This is a genomic window from Leptotrichia sp. SK-5 (genome assembly GCF_055387215.1).
Genome location: NZ_AP028931.1, coordinates 839,395 through 860,080 on the forward strand (window position 1 = coordinate 839,395; position 20,686 = coordinate 860,080).

Below are 20,686 nucleotides of genomic sequence, written 5' to 3' on the forward strand. Positions count from 1 at the left end.
CCTAAATATTTTATTTTCACTTCACTTTACCACTTTTTTAGCATTATTTCAATACTTTTTGTTAAAATTAATATCATTTATCCATTATCTTAATTTTATATGATAGATTGTCTAATAAAATGCAGCAAATTTAAAATAAAATAAAAATTCGTAAAAATTAAAGCTTTTTTCAATAAATTCTGAAAGATATAAAATAAAATATATAAAAAGAAATCAAATTATGATATAATAATGTTTGGAATATAATAATAAATAAGGAGAGGGTATAATGGCTAGAAAAAAAGCTGAAGAAAAAGAAAAAGACGATAAGGGGCTAAGCGAAAAGGAGAAAATGCTTGACCTGGCACTGAAACAAATTCAGAAGGACTATGGCGACGGTGCTGTAATGAAACTTGGTGAAAATCAAAAAATGAATATTAGGGCTATTTCTACAGGAAGTTTGAATTTGGATATAGCACTTGGAATTGGCGGAGTACCAAGAGGAAGAATTGTTGAAATTTATGGAGCAGAGTCATCTGGAAAAACAACACTTGCACTTCATATTATTGCGGAAGCTCAGAAAGCTGGAGGAACTGTAGCATTTATCGATGCGGAACATGCTTTAGATCCAGTTTATGCAAAGGCGCTTGGAGTAAATATTGACGAACTTTTAATTTCACAGCCTGATACAGGGGAGCAGGCACTTGAAATTTCAGATATGCTTGTAAGAAGCGGAGCAATGGATGTAATTGTTGTCGATTCAGTTGCGGCGCTTGTTCCAAAAGCTGAAATCGAAGGAGAAATGGGCGATCAGCAAATGGGACTTCAGGCAAGGCTTATGTCAAAAGCACTTAGAAAATTGACAGGAAGTATCTCAAAATCTGATACAGTTATGATTTTTATTAATCAAATAAGAGAAAAAATTGGTGGATTTTCATTTGTTCCGGGAGTACAGACAACGACTTCAGGAGGACGTGCTTTAAAATTCTTTTCAACTGTGAGGCTGGAAGTAAAAAGAGTAGGTTCTGTTAAGCAGGGAGACGACGTTATTGGAAGCGAAGTTGTAGTCAAAGTCACAAAAAATAAAGTTGCGCCTCCATTTAAAGAAGCTAAATTCAGTGTTATGTATGGAACTGGAATTTCAAGAATTGGAGAAGTTCTGGATGCGGCAATAAATTTAGGAATTGCATCAAAAAGTGGAGCTTGGTTCAGTTATGGAGACGAAAGACTTGGACAAGGTCGTGTTAATGTAGAAAATATGCTAAAAGAAAATACAGAATTGTATGGAAGACTGGAAAGTCAAGTGCTTGAGGCGATTGTTGCAAATGGAGGAACTACTGAAAAGAAATCATCCAAGGGGAAAAAAGCTGGAAAATCTGAGGAAATAGAAGAAATATTGGAAAATGAGACAAACATTGAAAATGAAGAAGTAGCGGAAAATAATGAAGATTAATAGAATTTATCGAAATAAAATATATCTTGATACCGATGAAATTATGGATATAAGTCCACTTATTAGACAAAAATATGATTTGAAGGTAAATGATAATATTGAGAGGTTTTATGATGAGATTTCGTATGAAGCCTCTCTTGAAAAAGGGATTTTTCTGATTTCATTAAAAGACAGGACAAAAAAAGAAGTACGGTTAAAGCTGGAAGAAAAATTTTGGAACAAGAATGCAGTTTTAAAGGCAATAGAAAAGCTAGAGGAATTTGGGTATCTGAATGACCTAAACTATGCGATTTCATACATCGAAAGCAAAACTTATGGAAAAAATCGTATTTCTTACAATCTTTTTCAAAAGGGAATTGACAGAAGTACAGTTGAAAAAGCATATTTGGCTTTGGATGAGGAAAAAGAAGAAAATATTGATGATGTAAAACTGGAAAAATTAATTGATAAAAATAGTAGGAAAATTAATATAAGCAACAGTCGGGATGAAAAGAAATTGAAGGAAGAGCAGAAACTTATACAATATTTGGCAAGGCAAGGTTTTTCTCTTGATAAAATCTTTAAAAAGTTAAAAGAATACAAGGAAAATTACTAATAAACAGTAAGGGAGGAAAAGAACATGAGAACAATATTTTACCATCTTGTATTAGTGGGAACTTTTATTTATGGAAGTTTTGTTCATATATGGTATCTAATATTCAACAAAGGCGAAAAAAGATATAGATACGTGTGCAAAGTAGCCAAAAACTGGGGAAAAAATCTAATTTGGGGAGCTGGAAGCAAAGTAAAAGTTATTTACAAAAATGGCAGTGAGAAAGAAATAAAAAAAATACGAGACACAAACGAAGCAGTGATATTAATTTCAAATCATCAGAGTAATGTAGATATTCCTGCATTGTTAGGATATTTGCCACTTGATTTTTCTTTTATTGCAAAAAAGGAAATGAAAAGATGGCCTGCAATTGGACGTTGGATGCGTTCATTTGACTGTATATTTTTGGATAGAAAAAATGCAAGACAGGGAATGAAGGATATGAAAGATGCTATAAGTAAAATAAAAAAAGGGCATTCTTATGTGATTTTTCCTGAAGGAAGCAGAAGTGAGGATGGTACAATTGGTGAATTTAAAAAAGGAAGCTTCAAACTTGCAACAGATACAGATGCAAGAATTTTACCAATCACAATTATTGGAACTTATGAAGTACAAAGCCGTAAAAGTTTAAAGGTAACACCAAATAAAAATATAAAAATTGTTGTGGATAAACCAGTAGATTTAAAATCTATGTCAAGAGAAGAAAAAAAGGAAGTTCACAATATTGTAAACAAAATTATAAAAGATAATTATACAGAAGAAAAAAATCTTTAGGTGGGGGTAAGTATACCCCTATTTTGCGTAAGAAAGGAAAGTGATACAATGAAAGTATTTTTAGCGACGAAAAATAAGGGAAAAATAAAAGATTTTGAAAAACTGACAGAAGGGATGGATTTAGAAGTTGTAACAATTTTAGATGGGCTTGATATTCCTGATGTTGTGGAGGATGGAGAAACTTTTGAGGAAAATTCACGAAAAAAGGCAAAGGAAATTGCAGATTATACAAATATTGTAACAATTTCAGATGATTCAGGACTTTGTGTAGATGCTTTAGATGGAGGACCTGGAGTTTATTCAGCAAGATTTGGAGGAGAAAATGCGACTGACAGCGAAAAGAACCAAAAAATGCTGGAACTTCTAAAGGATGTAAAAAAAGAAAATAGAAAAGCACATTTTGTATCTGTTGTAAGCATTGCCTTCCCAAATGGAGAAATTCATTCGTTTCGTGGAGAAATAGAAGGAGAAATTTTGTTTGAAGCAAGAGGTAACAATGGATTTGGCTATAATCCAATTTTTTATTCGTATGAGCTAGGAAAATCATTTGGAGAAGCAGATGACGAAGAAAGAAAAAGTGTGAGCCATCGGGCAAGAGCATTTAGAAAGCTCATTGTGTCAGGACTTTTGGAAGAAAAGTAAATATTAATTGTTTTTCAGACTAAAAAATAGATTTAGGTAAATTATAAATTTTGATTTCAGTTTTTAGTATTGTTTTTTAAATTAAAAAAGGCTGGAAGGGAGTTGTTTATTATGGAAATTACTAATGAAAAAATTGAACTTAATGGATTAATTCACAAGGGAGTGGATAAAATTCTGATATTAATGGCGATATTGTCTATTGTTTATGGAATAGCATTTACTTTGCTGGAAAAAATTCCGGTTGCAAGGACAATTTCAGCTTTTTTGCCAGTTGCCACCATTGTTGTCTGGATTTTGTTTATTTTTTTGAGAATTGACAAGTTAAAATTTGAAAATGGGGTGGTTTCATTAAATGGAAAAAAATTGGATAGTAAAAATACGACAGGATACATGGATAAATATGTGGGAACACCAAGAATACATTTGACAGTGAATGAAGAAAAAATATTATTCGAACCATACGTAAACCGTTACAGCAGAAGCGACACTTCTAATAAAATCACAGCAATCGGATTTTTTCTAAAAGAAAAAGGAATACCTGAAATACAGTATCAAAAAATTTATCGTAAAATTCTGCTTTTGAGATTAGTTATCCTTTTAGGAATAATGGCTCCATTAATAATAACAGTTTAGGAATTTGTTAAGGAGAGAAAAAATAAAAAATGTTAGTAAATTTGGAAATAAATAGGGAAAATCTAAAAAGGAACTTGGAAAAAATACGTTCTATAAATAAAAATATCGTTTGTGTAATTAAAGATAATGCTTATGGACTAGGAATTGAAAATATTTTTCCCATATTGTTAGAAAGTAATTGTAATTACTTTGCGGTGGCATATATTCAGGAAGCGATAAAAATTCGTGAAATTCTAAAAAAATTTGAAAAAGAAAAAAAAGTAAATTTTTTGGAAAATAGAAAAATAAAGATAATGGCACTTAATTATATTGAGCCTAAAAATTTAAAATATGTGATAGAAAATAATGTTGAACTTACAATTTTTAATTTTTCACAATTATCCGATTACTTAAAAATTTTAGATAAATCCTTTGAAAATACAGTTTTGAAAATTCATATAAAAGTAAATAGCGGAATGAACAGGCTTGGATTCAATGAAAGCGAAATTTTAGAATTAATTGAGACAATAAAAAAATATGAAATGAATTCTAAAAATAATAAATTGGAAATAATCTCTATTTTTTCTCATATTTCAGACGCGGAAAATCAAATTGAAACTGAAAAGCAAGTTGAAAAATATGAAAATATTTTAAAGATATTTGACAAAAATAATGTAAAATACCAGTACAAACATTTGCAGGCAAGTCCGTTGCTTTTTAAATACGGAGAAAAATACAATTATGATTTCGCACGTGTGGGAATGGCACTTTATGGAATGGAGCCTTTATCTTATGATGTGGGATTATTAGAAGTTATAACAGTAAAGTCGCAAATTATAAACATAAGAAATGTGAAAAAAAACGATAAAATTTCCTATGGGAGTAAAGGCATTGTAAACAGAGACTCTAAAATAGGCATTGTATCAATAGGCTATGCACACGGATTTCAAAAGCAAATTGAAAATTCAGAAGAAGCGTACGTTTTAATAAATGGTAAAAAGGCAAAAATTATTGGAGAAATTTGTATGGATATGATTTTTGCTGATTTAACGGACATAGAAAATGTAGAAGTGAATGATGAAGTTGTAATTGTTGGAAGTCAGAAAAATGTTGAAAATGGAATTACTGAAAAAATAACATTGAGGCAAGTAGCAAAGTGGGTGGGGACAATACAGGATGATGTGCTGACTAAGTTTTCGGGAATAAAAAAAACAGTAGATTGATTTTATTTAAATCTTTTTACTGTTTTTTAGTTTTTAAATTTTTAAAAATTATAGGCTCTAAAAAAATATGAAAAAAAATAATTATCACAATAATAAATATCAAAGGGTTTATTTTATAAGCACGGTAAAAATTACCCTTTATCAATTGTATAAATGCTGTTGTTAAACCTTCACTCCAATAACGAATATGTAATGGTTTTAAAACAAATCCAATTGGTGACGGTATTTTAAAATAATATCTTATAGAAATTATAAATACAAGTGATATGTACAAAATAAGATTGTTTTTATGATAATTAAATAATAAGTTAAAGTACTTTTTCATATTGATTTCCAATTGTATAGAATTAGTTTATTATGTAAACATTTTAAATCTTAAAAAAATTACACATTAAATTAAACGATAGGTAAAGAGTTAGAAACTAATTTGTAGTTAAATTCTCTAGTTCTATTCATAACTAAAAACCAGTCAACGATAGTCCAAATACCGCATCCACCAGCAGTTAATAATTTTATTATACCTAATCCAATTTCTTTTAGAAGAAATCTATCAATACCCGAAGAACCAAGAAAAAGTGACAAAAGTAGCATTATCATAGGATCTTTTAATTGAATTCCTTGAATTGCGTTGAACTGATTTTGTGAAAGTTTAGATAATCTTGCTTTAAGTTCATTTATTGAATCTTCTGGAAAAAATTTAGAATTCGCCATAATGTATTGTTGTACAAAATCAGGGTTAATTCTATCTGATTGCGAATTAGTAATATCATTCATAACAAATTCCTCCTTTAATAAATTATGCATTAATTATATAATATAATTTTAGTGAATGCAATAAAAATTTTAATATTGTAGAAGTAAAGGAATTATGCACATGTATTTCAAAAGAAAATTGGAAATTCAGAAGATAAATGTTGTTGTTAAGCCATCACTCTAGTAATGAATATATAAAGGTATAAATTGAATTTTACCAATTGGGTCTTCCAAAAAGCTGTACCCAAGATATTCCATAATAACTATCTTCATAATTAACTCCAACGCCAATTTCTGTGTAATTTGGATTTAAGATATTAGCCCTATGACCAGGACTATTCATCCAGCTTTCCATTACAGCGATAGGGCTTATTTGACCAGCAGCAATATTTTCACCTACATAAGATGATGGATATCCAACATTTTGTACTGCTGTAAGATAACTGCTCCCATTGGGTCTTGTATGGCTGAATTTTTGTGCAAGTTCACTAGCTCTAATAGCTGCTGCTGCAAAAAGTTTATTAGATATAGAAAGTGGATGAATTCCTCTTTTAGTTCTTTCTATATTAATAAGTCTTACGACTTCCATTTCAAAATTTAGACTATTATTTGTGTAAGTATTTGTATTTGATACAGAATTATTAGTATTTGTCTTGTTTGGGCTATTATCATTTTTGTATCTATTATTGTTACTATGCCGTTGATCGTTAGAATTTATCCAATTTTTAAAGCCTTTTAAAATTTTGTCTCTACGTTTCGCCCATCCTGCATTTGCATTAATTGAAATCAAACTTAAAATTCCAATTATTAAAATTTGATATTTTATTTTACGCATTGTTCTCTTCCTTTCTTTTTTCACAAGAGGTAAGCTCTTTGTTTTATAATAACAGTTTCTGAATAGGTATATTTAGTTGTATTATAGCATAAACAAACACTAAATAAAACTTTTATTTTTTGTAAAAATTAGTAAAAAATGTATAGATGTCAAACATTTGTTACAAAAATATATTAAAAAAATATTTCTTTCCTAATGTATCTTTAACCTACTGATTTTTATTGTACTCTTTTAATACTTCATTTGGACTCTTAAAGCCTAGTACTTTTCTTGATATGTTGTTGTATCTTGTATTGTATTTCCTTATTGACCTTAACAGCTCTTCCTTGCTTTGACATAAACTTCTGCCAGCCCTTCATAGCCAAATTTCCTGTATTTTTTCATAACCAGTTCTATTTCTTCTTGCGTGTGCTGGTTTGGGTGGCTTTTAGGTCTTCTGCTTTTTGGCAGGAGAGACTGGACTGTGCCGTCGTATCTGTCTCTCCAACGTTTTATCTGCTGACGTGATGTTCTTATACTTCACTGCTGCCTTTGAATTATTATTATGTTTTATTGCATACTCAATTGCCCGTTGACGAACACGGTATATTTCTGATATACTACTCATATGAAAGGTTTCTCCTTAATGTGGTTTGGTAGATTTACATTATATCAGAAACCTTTCTTTTTTTTGTATATTTTTGTCACATATGTATTATCTCACAACATTTGAGAAAATATTTTTTTGAATAATTGACTTTTTTTTAAAATATGATATAATTAAATTGTTAAAAACCCTAAGGGGAACTTATAATAGAATAAAATTACTGACAAATTAAGCTAGAATTTTCTAGCTTTTTTTGTAATAACAAAGAGTTCAGTAAACTCATATTCTATTATAAGGAGGTTTAGAGCTGTGAATAGCGATGAACTTATTAGACTTCTAAGTTATTATGTATATTATTTACAGATTGACTAGATAGTCGAAAAATCTCGAATTTCACCTCTACCTCTACCCTTAGGGGATTTGAACTATTCAACTTATTTAAATTATAAATTAATAAAATTAACAATTTTCTAAAATCCAAACAAATCCTCTTCCAGTTCGTATATCTGAATTATTAAAATGATTTCCCTCATTCCATTCCAAAATACTTTTTTCAATTCCAGAATTTTTTAATATTTCAGAATACTCCCTTATATTGTCACCAATTTTAGCTAATATTTTATGTTTAGAAGTTTCTTCCAGTTTTCCAAGGCTCAGATATACATTATTTGCCTTTAACTCAGCATTTCTTACAAAATCTATCCAGCCTTCATACCACACAGAAGGAGAAACGCCTGCTACTCCATAAAAAGTATTAGTTTCATAACCGCTCCACAGAGAAAATAATCCAGCAAGAGAATATCCGCCTAAAATATATTTCACATTCTTATCTTGAATATTTATAAATTCTGCCAAACTTGGAATCAATTTTTCTTTTATAAACTTCAACGTTTTATCGGCTCCATTTCCAAAGTTCCCTTTTCCACGAAGAAGTGGCATTTCCCACGGAGTCAGTTCGCTGTTCCAGTCGTTTATTTTAAATGCAGCAAGGCTAAAATTTTTATTTGTATTTTCAGAAATATATTCTACTTCGTTATCCAGAACATTGATATCATTTTCATCTACAGGCTGTATCAAAACATACTCTGCATTTTCGTTTTCCTTGACATAAAAAATACATTCTTTATCTTCTATTTGTAAATTTAATTTTTTCATAGCAGCTCCTTTTTAATATTTTTTAAATATTGAATTTGTTTTAAATAAATTTAGATTAATATAATTAATTATAACATATATTTAAAAAATTTTTATTCAAATTTATCTATGATATTATTATAGTTTTTTTCTTTAATTATGTATATTTAATTTTTTTTGAAATTGTAGTAAAATAAATTATACAGCAAAAACTTTATTTTATGACTTTAAATTTATTATCCAAGAAAAAAATGATAAATTACAAAACGCAAAGAAATTAAAAAAGAGCAATTTTCCCTTTTTACGCTTAAATAAACACGCGATACGATAATAGAACGATAAAAAATTATGAGTATCAGATACAAAATATTAAGATGGAGGTTAATTTTATGAATGGTGAAATAGCACAAATATGTAATATTGTGCTGGCTACTAAAAGTGCTTTAAAAAAAAGAAGCAGAATTAAATATAAACCTGTATATTATGAAAAAAAATCTACTTTCATATTTTTTAATAATAAAAAATATAAGGCTAAAAGTGTTGAAGAATGGTTTGATTATTGTATTGATAGAGGATTACAAAATATTAAGTTCTTAATTCCTCTACCTATAAAAGATAGTGATTTTCTTAATTTTACTAATATAAGTCAAGCTAGTATAGTCTGCTTTTTTGACAATAAATTAGTTACTTATTTTACTCCAAAATGGGAAGATTACAATAATGAATGGCACATTATTTACACAGAACATAAATGGGAACTTCCTCTAAAATCAAAACCTAAATTTTATGATAATACAGAAAATTTTAAAGATGTATTGAATAGAATAGCGATTTTAGCTGATAAAATTAATTTTCCAAATTTTGGAAATATCTTTAGAAAAGCTTTTAACATTTTAAATGGGGAAAGTTTTGAAAATATAAGAAATACTTTTTATGGACAAACTCTTTTCAAAATACCTGAAATAAATGCAAGACTTTTTTATTCAGCCAAAATTTCTAATGTTTTTGGCGGAATGGGTTCCTGGAATGATAGCCCTCCTTATTATGCACACGAAAAAGGGCTTGAAATTGAATATGACATTCTTACGGAAGAACTTTTAACACAAATCAGGCTTGCTCTTTTATATTCTGTAAATGAATGGTAAAATTATAATAGAAAATTTACAAAGGCAGTATTTTTTGATATAATAAAATTATAAAAAACAGAGATTTAGAAAGGGAAGAGGGAAAAATGGAATTGCTTAAAATTAACGAGTTTATAAAAGAAAATGTTGATAAAATTTATGATGAAATGGTAAAAGTCAGAAGAGTTATTCATGAAAATCCTGAACTTGGGGATGAAGAATTTGAAACAAGTAAATTTATAAAAAATTTTTTAATGGAAAATGGAATTGAATTTTCTGAGATTATAAATACAGGAGTTGTTGCGACAATTTATAATGATAAGGAAAATATGAAAAATAAGACAGTTGCGACTCGTGCGGATATTGATGCATTACCAATTTTCGAAGAAAATGAAGTTGAATATAAGTCAAAAAATATTGGAAAAATGCATGCTTGCGGACATGATGCACATACAACTATTCAACTTGGAGTAGCAAAAATTTTGGTAGATAACAAGGATAAATGGCACGGAACTGTGAGATTTTTCTTTCAGCCATCAGAAGAAACAACTGGCGGTGCAGATAGAATGATAAAAAATGGAGCATTAAAATTTGAAAATGATGAAAATCGAAAAATAGATGTCTTTTTTGCATTACACATGGCTCCAGAAATAGAACTTGGAAAAATTGGGATAAAATATGGAAAGGCACATGCTTCATCAGCAAGAATACATCTTACGATAAATGGTACTTCTGCCCACGCCGCATTGCCACACAAAGGAGTTGATGCAATCTTAATCGGAGCAAAAGTTATGGAATTCTTGCAGTCAATAGTGAGCAGAAGAATTGATCCAAGAGAAGAAGCCGTAATTACAATAGGAACATTTAATGGAGGCTTTGCTGATAATGTAGTGTGTGATAAAGTGGAAATGAGAGGAACTGCAAGAACAATGTCCGAAGAAACAAGAACATTTATAATTGAAACACTTGAAAAAGACCTGACTAAATTTGTAGAATCACTAGGCGGAACAGTAAATGTGGATATTAAGCGTGGCTATACTCCTGTAATTAACAACGAAGAAATGACAAAAAGAGTAGAAAATAATATTCTTGACTTATACGGAGAAAATGCTCTGGAATTAATAAAACAGCCTAGAATGGATGTTGAAGATGTTAGTTATTTCCTAAATGAAATCCCCGGATGTTTTTTCAGACTGGGAACAAGAGTCGAAGAAAAAGGCTTAATCTATGATTTGCACCATCCAAAATTTAATATTGATGAGGAAAGTTTAAAAATCGGAATGGGGTTGCAATTGAAAAATATTTTAGAATATTTGAAATAAAAAAAGGAATGAGATGAATAAAATAAAAAATAATTATGAAGTTGGGCAAAAACTGGAAATTGAAATAGAAAAAATAGTATTTGGTGGGGAAGGACTCGGAAGAGTTGATGGATTTACAGTATTTGTACCGATGAGTGTGCCAGGAGATAAATTGGAAGTGGAGATTATTTCGGTAAAAAAATCGTATGCGAGGGGTCTTATAGCTAGGATAATTGAACCATCAAAGGACAGAATTGAGGATTTGTCCAAAATTAGTTTTGAGGATTTTGATGGCTGTGATTTTGGAATGCTTAAATATGAGAAACAGCTTGAATATAAGGATAAAATGCTTGAAGAAGTGTTGACAAAGATTGCTGAAATTGATTTGAAAAAGGTAAAAATTAGCAAAATTATTGGAAGTGATAAAAAAATTAATTATAGAAACAAGACAGCTGAGCCATTTTTTAAAAAGAATGGAATTATTCAGACGGGATTTTATTCAAGAAAGTCCCACAATGTGTTTTCAGCTAAAGAAAGTCTTCTAAAGTCAGAAATTGCCAAAATAATTATTGATAAATTTTTGCAGAAAGTAAATAGTTTTGCAGGCACAAAAAAGGAATTTAAAGTTTTTAACGAAGTGAATAATACTGGATTTTTGAAGCAAATAATGGTTAGAAATAATGAAAAAGATGAAGTTATGATAGTTGTTGTCGTGAATAAAAATTCGCAGTATAATCAGCTTTCAAAAGTTCTGGAAGAAATGTATGATGAAAATGACTGCATAAAATCAATCTATATTTCTGTAAAAACTGAACAGAATAACGTAATTTTAGGTAAAAATGTCCATTTATTTGGAAGCCAGTATTTGGAAGAGGAAATGGAAGGATTAAAATTCAAGATTTATCCAAATTCATTTTTCCAAATTAATAAAAAACAGGCACTAAAACTTTACGATGTTGCAATAAACTTTTTGAATGAAGAAAATAAAAATATTGATAAAATCTACGAAAAAACAGTAATTGACGCATTTTCAGGGACTGGAACAATTGCGATGATGCTTTCAAAAAATATAAAGAAGGTTATTGGAATTGAAAGCGTGGAAAGTTCAACACTTGCTGCAAAACTGACTTCTTATGAAAACTCCATTCAAAATGTAGAATTTGTAAATGGAAAAGTTGAGAAGGAACTGCCAAAAATTTTGAAGAGAGAAGATGTCGGAGCAATAGTTTTTGACCCGCCAAGACGAGGAATCGAAGAGTCAGCATTAAAGAGTGTTGTACAGAATAAAATTGAAAAAATTGTCTATATTTCCTGCAATCCTGCTACTTTTGCACGAGATGTGAAGATTTTAGCTGAAAATGGATATTTGCTTAAAAAAATTACACCTGTGGATATGTTTCCGCAGACTGGGCATATTGAGGTAGTGGGATTATTGGAAAAATAAAAAAAATAAATATTAGTCTAATATTTTATAGAAAAAGCGTGGAAATTGTTAGCAAATGAAATAATAATTAATAGGAGAAAATATAAGAAATGTTGGAGTATTTTGAACTGGATAAAAGAAAAAATTTTGATGAAAGGAAATATTTATCAACAGAATTACTTGATAAATTGGGATTAAATAAATACAGAAAATTGATAGAAGAAAATGATGCTATTTATTGTTCTGGAAAATATGGTTATAAATTAAAAAATGAAACTTATGAAAAAATTAAAGAAAATTTATGTGAAATGTATAAAGATGCTTACGATTTGGAAGATGAAGAAGAAAAAGAAATGTTTAATGAAGAAATAGAAGCCTTTTTTGACTATAAAAAATTATTAAGTGTATGGCAATTAGTCTTTGAAGATAGAGTTTTAGAGAAATGTGTGGAAAATTGGAAACACTCTCCTTATATTGGATTAGATAATGAGGAAAAATTAAGAGATGATTTGATTCCGTTTGATTTAATTGAAAATAAAGAAGATAAAATTTTTCTTTTACACAAAGGGAATGGAGGAATTTATTTTTATTACGCATTTACATTTGTTATAAAAATAGCGGATAATTTTGATGAATTTATAGATAATTTATATGAAATTTAAAAAATTAAAAAATTATTGCAAAATAATAAAAATATATTAAAGGAAGTTGATATTTATGAAAATATACACAAAATATGGTGATGAGGGTTTTACAAGACTTGCTGGCGGGGAACGTGTGAGCAAGACTCATGTGAGAGTGGAAGCGTATGGAACGATGGATGAAGTCTGTTCACTGCTTGGAGTTATTGTGGCAGAAATTCGTGAAGATGAAAAATTAAATAGCGTGCTTGGGGAAATCCGTGAAGAATGTGAAAATATACAGCAGCAGCTTTTTGACTGTGGAAGTGATTTAGCAGTACCTGAAGGGATACGAGAATATAAGCAGCAGATTGGTGATGTAGAGTGGCTTGAGCAGAGAATGGATGAATATATTCCGTTGCTGCCTAGATTAGAATGTTTTATCATTCCAGGAGGAAGTAAAATTTCGAGCATGTTTCATATGATGCGTACAAGTGTGCGTAATTTGGAGCGAAAGATGATAGCCGTAATTGAAGCAAATGAAGGAATAAATAAAATTGGACTTCAGTATATAAATAGACTTTCGGACTATTTTTTTGTAGTGGCTTGCCTTGTAAATTTGAAATTGGGATTTAGCGAGACTGTTTATAAAAAAAGTAAAAAGGTTTTTAGAAATAGTAAATAATGTGCGTTTAAAACTTTTTAAGATTGTGATTTAAATATTTCTAAAATGACTTTTAAAAAATATCAGAATAGGGAGCAGAATCAAATGAAATTAGGAATTATTGGAGCAGGGAATATGGGAAGCTCTATATTGAAAGGCGTTACAGCTTCAAACTTTCTTGAAAATATAAATATAGCTATTTTTGATTTAAACGAGAAAAAAATTGAAGAATTATCAAAAGAGTATCGAATAAAAAAAGCAGAAAATGAAAACGAACTTGCAAAGGAAAGTGATATTCTCATTCTTTCTGTAAAACCAAATGTTGTTCCAAAAGTATTGGATAAAATAAAAGATGATTTGTTGGAAAAAACAATTGTTTTATCAATAGCTGCTGGAATTAGCATTGATTTTATTGAAAATATTATTGGAACTGATAAAAAAGTTATTAGAACTATGCCAAACACGCCTGCTCAAGTGATGGAAGGAATGACCGCAGTTTCTTTTAATCAGAACATTCAGGAAAATGAAAAAACTATGATTTTTAAATTACTGAATAGTTTTGGAAAAAGTATTGAAATTGAGGAAAAACTTATGCATGCCTATACAGGAATCAGCGGCTCTTTACCAGCGTATGTTTACGTATTTATGGAGGCTCTTGCGGATGGCGGGGTACTGGAAGGGATGCCAAGAGACAAGGCTTACGAAATCATTGCGCAGACGGTTTTAGGCTCAGCTAAAATGATGCTTGAAACCAAAAAACATCCAGGAATTTTGAAAGATGAGGTAACTTCTCCAGGAGGAACTACAATTGCCGCTTTGAAAGTGCTGGAAGATGGTAAATTTAGAGGAACTGTAATGGAAGCTGTTAAGGCTTGTACAGAAAAGTCAAAGGAAATAGCAGGGGAGTAAAATCCCCTCTTTTGCTATATTTATAAATATTCTAAAGACTAAACCCCATTTAAATAATAGATTTACTTTTACATAATCTGATATTTTTCCACATATTTTAATTTATTATTTATCCAATATTCTAGCTGATTTTCAGCCGGATTTACACGGAATTCAAGATTATATTTCACCATATCCACAAATAAAGAGTTATCCTTTTGATAAATAGTTAAATAATGTTTTCCTTTTTTATCCACAGCCACTACTTTTCCATTCTCAACTGAAAATGTATATTGAATACTGTTATAATCACGATTTGGACTCCACACCAAACTTTTATCGCCAGCAGTTTTTATATAAAATGCCGAATTTGTCGGAATAAACGCCAAGTTCAACCAATTAAGGCCTTTACTGTCAATTCCTCCAGCAATTCCCTTATTTCCATAAGCAGTTATTTTATATTCTCCTATTCCTACATTTTTTACTCCTGCAAACACCATCCCTAGCGATTTTAATTCAGCTTTTTCAAAATTTACATTATCTTTATAATTTAGAAAAAAATCGTTTGAAGAATATTTTATAATTTTAGATTGATCTGTTATTTTTCCTTTTTTATTTATTTTTATGATTTTAAAATCTTTTTTCAAAGTATCAGATAAAAATTCATAAACATTGACTGCTGCATATCGTGAAGGCATAAAGGCCAGATAGTTTCCCACATTTAGCTGAACAGGATATTTATCCCCATTTCCTGATATTATTCTGTAGCTTATATAATCGGGATTATTTGACATTCTAAATGAGAATTTTTCAAAATTGTTAAAATTTTCCTTATTTCCAGCATTTAATGTGAAACTTAGTAAAATAGCGATTAACAGCATAGATTTTAATAATATATTTTTTTTCATAAAAATCTCCTAAATTTATAGTAATTTTAGTTTAAAACTAGAGTAAGAAGATAGGCTCATCTATAGCCAAGTTATTTTTTTATATATTTTTTTCAATCTCAAAAAGACTACCTATCATTTTAAAACTTCGTAAAAAAAGGAGTTAATTCAAAATTTAATTTGAAAAAACCCCTAAAAATTTTTAAAGATTATTGTTGATTTGCGATTATAGCAATTTCTACTCTTCTATTTTGAGCTCTTCCAGCTTCTGTTGCGTTACTTGCAATTGGCTGTTTACTTCCAAAACCACGTGAAGTTATTCTTGAACTTGAAATACCTTGTGACTCAAGGTAAGATTCTACTGAACTTGCACGGTTTACAGATAATGGGTTATTAATTGCATCATTTCCTGTTGTATCTGTGTGTCCTGATACTACGATTGTTGAGTCAGGGTAAGTTTTTAATACAGTTGCTACTGAATCCAGTGTATTTCTAAATTGTGGTTTAATTACGTAGCTGTTTATATCAAAAGTAATGTTTTCAGGTGCTGTTAATTTAATTTCACCTTCTCCAGTTCTTTTTACATCTACCCCTGTTCCTTTTAATTTATTTCTTAAATCTTTTTCTTGTCTGTCAAAAATATTTCCAATAGCCGCTCCAACTGCAGCTCCTCCAGCTGTACCGATTAATGTACCTTTTGTGTCTTTTCCAATAGCCTGTCCGATTACAGCTCCCGCAGCCGCTCCAATTCCTGCACCAACTCCAGTTTTGCTAACTTTTCTAGTTCCATCAGTAGCAGTTGTACAAGAAACTACTGTTAATAATGATAACAGAATAATTGCTAATACTTTTTTCATATTGACTCCTCCTTAATAAGAAAATATTTATTTTCAATATATTGTACTATATTATTCTATTATTTAAGTTTATTTTCACTTTGAAAATATTTTATCTTGAGGAATTAAATGTTGGAACGAAAAATTTTAAAATAAAAAATTTTAGATTTGTTGTGAAAAATGAAATTGAAAATAGAATGTAAGAAAGTTTTTCTAATTAACAAGAATAAAAACCGTATCTCCAATCTAGTTTATATCAAAGATTTTGGATACAGTTTTCTCTTTAGTTTTTAACTCTTCAAAAATTTAAATATTAATATCTGGTATATATTGTTCTAGTATCATAATTTATTTCAATATCATATCCATCTAAATTTATATTTTTTACTTGTTTTGCAACATAATCAGCTTCTTCTCTTGTACGGTACGAAAATTTTATATTTCTGTATCGTAATCCATTTATTCTACATAATGGATATGTTACTCTTACATAAACAAGATAGTTCTCAGTATCTGCTTCTTTAATACTGGTTACTTTCCCATTTTCACAATAACCTGTAATATTTTCAAATGTTTTGGTTCCCACTTCTCCAGCTCTTGCATAAGTCAAAAGAGAAAGAAGAAAAAGCATTAATAAAGTTAATTTTTTCATCTAAAATCATCCTTTCTTAGTAATCTATTATATTTTCTTTGATTTTATTATATCATATAATCTACATAAAGTCATATACAATATATATATATATATCATTAATATATTTTGTAAATGATTAAATTTTAAAAATATATAAGAAAAATATCTATATTTAATGAAATTAAAGCAAGTAATGTATAAAATACCCAAAAAAGGCAAATCTAATTTAAAAATTTTCACATAAAAAACAGGAACAAATTTTTCTCTGTCCCTGTTTTAAAATCAAATATAAAATAAATTAGAATGAAACACCAAGTCCTACACCAACGTGTGAATTTTTATCCTTCGTATCATATCCGCCATTTACTGTGAAATTAAAGTTTCCTGCTTCAAAGCCTACTTTTACGTCGCTCTTGAAGTTTCCGCGTCTTTCGTATTTTGCACCTTTTAAGTTGATTTTAGTGCTTGTGTTCGCAAATTTAGCTTCGTTTGCCTTGCTTTCAACTTTTCCTAGCTCATGTTCATAACCAAGTCCTAAAGATGCCTTAAATTTAGTGTTTTCTGTAATTGGAGCGGAATATCCAACTTCAACTCCTGCAGATGGTTTTATAGAATAGTAATTGCTTCCTTTAACTTCCATATTTAAAGTTCCATCTTTTTCCTTAATTTTTGAAAATTTACCATAACCAAGTTTTAGACCAGCGTAAGGTTTAACTGTAACATTTTCTCCAACTTGGAAAGTTTTTCCTAATTCGTTCTTGATTGCAAATCCGTAAGCATTGTAATTAGCTTTGTTTTCATAAACATTATTTCCGATTACAAATCTTCTCTTCATATCGTTTTTAGAAACAAATCCATCTCCGCTTAAAGTCCACTCAAGATTATTTAAGTCAAATGTCTTGTAAGCACCTAATTTAAACATTGTTACATTTTCTTTTGATTTTCCACTGTCTCTAAATTTGAAGTTGTTAATAACTGTTCCAGCATAAATTCCCTGCTTCGCATCAGCATTGTTGAATAAGTATGAAATTCCGTAAGCTGAACTGTTTGAATCTGCTAATTCTGGAGTTCTTGCCTCATGCTTATCCCTGTTAAAGAAAGTAGAAACATAATGTCCAGATTTATCAGCATTTTCTTTTTGTAAAGCAGAAAGTTTGCTGTCTAAAATATTATCAGTCTGTGCAATTCTCTGCTGAACATTGATATATTGATTTCCATTAATTTCACGGTAAGTTCTTGCCAACGCTTTTCTGTCGCTCAAGGTATTTAAGTAGTTGAATACTTGCTTATCTTTTGAATCTGCACTAGTTCCAGTATATTTCTCATCCAGTCCATTAGCTACTTCTGCAGCTGTTTCACTATCTGCAAATTTTGCATAGGATTGTTTTTTCAAAGTAACTTTTTCCACTTTGTTATTCTTAATTTCTGAATCGGCTTCCCACACTAAAGAACCTGTCTTTACATTCCAGTTTGCAATATTGCTTGATTGAATAGATTTGTTAAATGGATCAAGCACATCATTTCCGACAGTTACTTCTGTTGCATTAGTTTTTTCAGTGGCTTCTGCACCGATTAATAAATCTGCACTTTGTAATCCTAAGTTTGAAAGACCTTCTATTGGTTTTGTTTTTCCTAATGTGTCTACGTAAACTCCCAAATCTCCGTTGATTGGTTTTGTTTTGCTTGAGAGAACTTTAATAGTTCTTGTGTTGTCTACACGGTCTCTTACGGCACCGCCACTAACTTCTATATCTCCATAATTCTTAATTATTCCGCCAGCAATAACAATTCCTGCACCGCCAGCAGATTCAATGTGAATTTTACCAGTATTTGTGAATTCAGAATCTTTTCCTACAACTACACCAATTGCATCTTTTGGAGTTCCAACAGTTGTTATCATACCGCTGTTTGTACCTTTAGAGCCATTTGCCAAGTACATTCCGATACCGCCATCCTTAGTGATGCTGATAGTTCCTTTGTTTTCTAAAGTATTTCCGTTGATTCCTGCCATACCGATTGAATCTTTACCGATTTCTATAATTCCGTTATTTATCATTTTTGCATTTGGATTATCGCTGTACATTCCCATGCTTGGGTTGTTTCTGTCAGATGAATCACCTATTCTGATTTTTCCAGTAGAACCAAAATATTTTTGATTTTCTACATTATAGGCACCATCTCCGCCAGCGTAGATTCCGATTGACTTATCTCCATAAAGATTAATTTCCCCAACACTTCCAATTACGTCTTGTGGAGTATCTGAAGCTGCAGGATCTTTCTTCTGGTTACGAACATTTGACCACATTCCGATTACATTAGGTGCTGTACTTTCAATTTTTCCATTGCTTAAATTTGTAATAAATCCTTTGTTATCAAAGTAAGGCTTGTCCATATACATTCCTGTAGAATTTTCCCCGAGCAGAATATCTCCGTCGTTTCTTGCAGAATTGTGCGGAATAGGAGCAGAAGGTCCAAGTAGTCCATAGTCAAATTCAGATTCTGCACTCCAGTAAATCGCAACAGAGTTTTTACCAACAGAAATTTTTCCACGGTTATCAAAGTTTGATGCAGTACCGTATGCTCCGATTGAGTTGCTACCTTTCATATCGATAGTACCACGGTTATAATTCATATCGTTTGGAACAAATTCATATTCAAATCCATACAATCCTTTAATTCCAATTTGATTGTCTTTTGTTCCAGTAATTGTTTTACCAGAATTAATAGTGAAAGTAGAATTTGTAACATCTACTTTATTATACAAGTCGTTAGGGTTATCCAAGTTTACATCCTTGTCTACAAAAAGTCTGGAATTATCAAATTTAACTAATTTATAGCCAGTACCATTAATTGTTGGTCTTTGATTTGCAGGAATTTTGGCAAGAAGATTTGAAACATCAGTTTTAGACAATTCTACTTCAACACCTTTAAGTACGAACAAATATGAATTAGGCTCCATATTGAATGTCAATTTTTCAGCATTGTTTATGAGTTTTGTCAAGTAATGCTTAACAGCTTCCTGAGGATCTGTAAAAAAGTGTGTGTTTCCACTGTAAACGCTATTTCCTTCAAAAAATGCCATTGCTCCTCCGCCTGCTTTTACATCCATTGTTGTTGGAACAGCTATAGTGAGTGGTTTTGTAGCTGAACGGCTCAAGTAAAATCCAACTTCCCTGTCTTTAACTTCATAATGATTCTTGCTGGCAGTTTTAGGTGCGTCCAGTTTTTCTCCAGCAATGTTATATGCAAAAATGTCTAATTCCGAATTAGGAATTGCACCAAGATTTATTTTTGGAAATCTTGCATTTGGACTTAATGATGGTGCTGCAGGATTTGGAGCAGCTGGGTTAGCTGGAGAAATTGGATTGGTAACCGATGAGTTTCCGATACCTCCGTTATTTCCGCCAGTTCTAGTACTTCCACCAATACCTCTTTTGCCTATACCAGTCGTTGTATTATTGCTTGTACAACTCAATAAAGCAATTAATGAAATTGCAAGTAACATTAATTTTTTATTTTTTTTCATAATAATCCTCTCCTTTAAAGAATATATATAACAAAATTATTAAACAGTAAATAAAATTCTGTTTTTATATTACATTTTTATTGTAGCTTATATTTTATGAAAAGTCAATACCAAATTATATATTTTTTTAAAGTAATTGAATTTCTGTTTTTAAAATAGGTTGTTAAATTATTCAAATTCCTTAAATATAGGAAATAAAA

Annotated in this window: 19 protein-coding genes and 1 pseudogene; 12 read left to right on the forward strand and 8 right to left on the reverse strand. The window is 30.1% G+C overall.

From position 1 onward, the window contains the following. Positions 1-268: 268 nt before the first annotated feature. The 6 genes from recA to alr all read left to right on the forward strand — a co-directional run bounded on the left by recA (position 269) and on the right by alr (position 5,275). Complete coding sequence (recA, locus tag ACZ5B9_RS04210; RefSeq protein ID WP_464423484.1) at positions 269-1,432, forward strand: recombinase RecA; 1,164 nt, start codon at positions 269-271, stop codon at positions 1,430-1,432. Then, positions 1,422-2,027: a regulatory protein RecX gene (locus tag ACZ5B9_RS04215; protein ID WP_314291569.1), complete on the forward strand. Its 606-nt coding sequence runs from the start codon at positions 1,422-1,424 to the stop codon at positions 2,025-2,027. The genes recA and ACZ5B9_RS04215 overlap by 11 nt, the downstream gene beginning before the upstream one ends. Before the next feature lie 24 nt (positions 2,028-2,051). After that, complete coding sequence (locus ACZ5B9_RS04220; RefSeq protein ID WP_464423485.1) at positions 2,052-2,798, forward strand: lysophospholipid acyltransferase family protein; 747 nt, start codon at positions 2,052-2,054, stop codon at positions 2,796-2,798. Positions 2,799-2,846: 48 nt separating this feature from the next. Next, complete coding sequence (locus tag ACZ5B9_RS04225; protein ID WP_464423486.1) at positions 2,847-3,440, forward strand: XTP/dITP diphosphatase; 594 nt, start codon at positions 2,847-2,849, stop codon at positions 3,438-3,440. Positions 3,441-3,551: 111 nt separating this feature from the next. Continuing rightward, the gene (locus tag ACZ5B9_RS04230) at positions 3,552-4,073 is read left to right on the forward strand and encodes a hypothetical protein (protein ID WP_464423487.1); all 522 of its coding nucleotides are present in this window, start codon (positions 3,552-3,554) and stop codon (positions 4,071-4,073) included. Between the two features lie 29 nt (positions 4,074-4,102). Then, on the forward strand, positions 4,103-5,275 hold the full coding sequence (gene alr, locus ACZ5B9_RS04235; RefSeq protein WP_464423488.1) for an alanine racemase: 1,173 nt from the start codon (positions 4,103-4,105) through the stop codon (positions 5,273-5,275). Between the two features lie 396 nt (positions 5,276-5,671). On the opposite strand, the gene ACZ5B9_RS04240 is transcribed toward alr, so the two are convergent. From ACZ5B9_RS04240 to ACZ5B9_RS04255, 4 genes and pseudogenes are all read right to left on the reverse strand, one after another. Further along, positions 5,672-6,049, reverse strand: a complete 378-nt coding sequence (locus ACZ5B9_RS04240; protein ID WP_464423489.1) for a TM2 domain-containing protein — start codon at positions 6,047-6,049, stop codon at positions 5,672-5,674. 193 nt (positions 6,050-6,242) lie between these two features. Continuing rightward, complete coding sequence (locus ACZ5B9_RS04245) at positions 6,243-6,863, reverse strand: CAP domain-containing protein (protein ID WP_464423490.1); 621 nt, start codon at positions 6,861-6,863, stop codon at positions 6,243-6,245. Between the two features lie 321 nt (positions 6,864-7,184). After that, positions 7,185-7,470, reverse strand: a pseudogene (locus ACZ5B9_RS04250) (helix-turn-helix domain-containing protein); the annotation flags it as partial. Positions 7,471-7,908: 438 nt separating this feature from the next. Then, positions 7,909-8,604, reverse strand: a complete 696-nt coding sequence (locus ACZ5B9_RS04255; RefSeq protein WP_464423491.1) for an alpha/beta hydrolase-fold protein — start codon at positions 8,602-8,604, stop codon at positions 7,909-7,911. A gap of 368 nt (positions 8,605-8,972) precedes the next feature. On the opposite strand from ACZ5B9_RS04255, the gene ACZ5B9_RS04260 reads away from it, so the two are divergent. The 6 genes from ACZ5B9_RS04260 to proC all read left to right on the forward strand — a co-directional run bounded on the left by ACZ5B9_RS04260 (position 8,973) and on the right by proC (position 14,624). Then, entirely contained in the window at positions 8,973-9,728 is a 756-nt protein-coding gene (locus ACZ5B9_RS04260) for an RNA polymerase subunit sigma (RefSeq protein WP_464423492.1), read from the forward strand. Positions 9,729-9,814: 86 nt separating this feature from the next. After that, positions 9,815-11,029 carry a M20 metallopeptidase family protein gene (locus tag ACZ5B9_RS04265; protein WP_464423493.1) on the forward strand — a complete coding sequence of 405 codons (1,215 nt, stop codon included), beginning with the start codon at positions 9,815-9,817 and terminating at the stop codon, positions 11,027-11,029. A 13-nt stretch (positions 11,030-11,042) separates the two neighbouring features. Continuing rightward, positions 11,043-12,452, forward strand: a complete 1,410-nt coding sequence (gene rlmD, locus ACZ5B9_RS04270) for a 23S rRNA (uracil(1939)-C(5))-methyltransferase RlmD (protein WP_464423494.1) — start codon at positions 11,043-11,045, stop codon at positions 12,450-12,452. 89 nt (positions 12,453-12,541) lie between these two features. Beyond that, positions 12,542-13,093, forward strand: coding sequence for a CDP-glycerol--glycerophosphate glycerophosphotransferase (locus tag ACZ5B9_RS04275; RefSeq protein ID WP_464423495.1), 552 nt, complete (start codon positions 12,542-12,544; stop codon positions 13,091-13,093). A 55-nt stretch (positions 13,094-13,148) separates the two neighbouring features. Then, positions 13,149-13,736, forward strand: coding sequence for a cob(I)yrinic acid a,c-diamide adenosyltransferase (locus ACZ5B9_RS04280; RefSeq protein WP_464423496.1), 588 nt, complete (start codon positions 13,149-13,151; stop codon positions 13,734-13,736). Positions 13,737-13,820: 84 nt separating this feature from the next. Then, on the forward strand, positions 13,821-14,624 hold the full coding sequence (proC, locus tag ACZ5B9_RS04285; protein WP_464423497.1) for a pyrroline-5-carboxylate reductase: 804 nt from the start codon (positions 13,821-13,823) through the stop codon (positions 14,622-14,624). 68 nt (positions 14,625-14,692) lie between these two features. On the opposite strand, the gene ACZ5B9_RS04290 is transcribed toward proC, so the two are convergent. The 4 genes from ACZ5B9_RS04290 to ACZ5B9_RS04305 all read right to left on the reverse strand — a co-directional run bounded on the left by ACZ5B9_RS04290 (position 14,693) and on the right by ACZ5B9_RS04305 (position 20,486). Then, positions 14,693-15,511, reverse strand: coding sequence for an oligoendopeptidase (locus ACZ5B9_RS04290; protein WP_464423498.1), 819 nt, complete (start codon positions 15,509-15,511; stop codon positions 14,693-14,695). Between the two features lie 188 nt (positions 15,512-15,699). Next, entirely contained in the window at positions 15,700-16,347 is a 648-nt protein-coding gene (locus tag ACZ5B9_RS04295) for a YiaD family glycine zipper/OmpA-like lipoprotein (RefSeq protein ID WP_464423499.1), read from the reverse strand. A 292-nt stretch (positions 16,348-16,639) separates the two neighbouring features. Next, a complete protein-coding gene (locus ACZ5B9_RS04300) occupies positions 16,640-16,978 on the reverse strand; it encodes a hypothetical protein (protein WP_464423500.1) in 339 nt (112 codons plus the stop codon). Between the two features lie 280 nt (positions 16,979-17,258). Further along, positions 17,259-20,486 carry an autotransporter outer membrane beta-barrel domain-containing protein gene (locus tag ACZ5B9_RS04305; RefSeq protein WP_464423501.1) on the reverse strand — a complete coding sequence of 1,076 codons (3,228 nt, stop codon included), beginning with the start codon at positions 20,484-20,486 and terminating at the stop codon, positions 17,259-17,261. Positions 20,487-20,686: the final 200 nt, after the last annotated feature.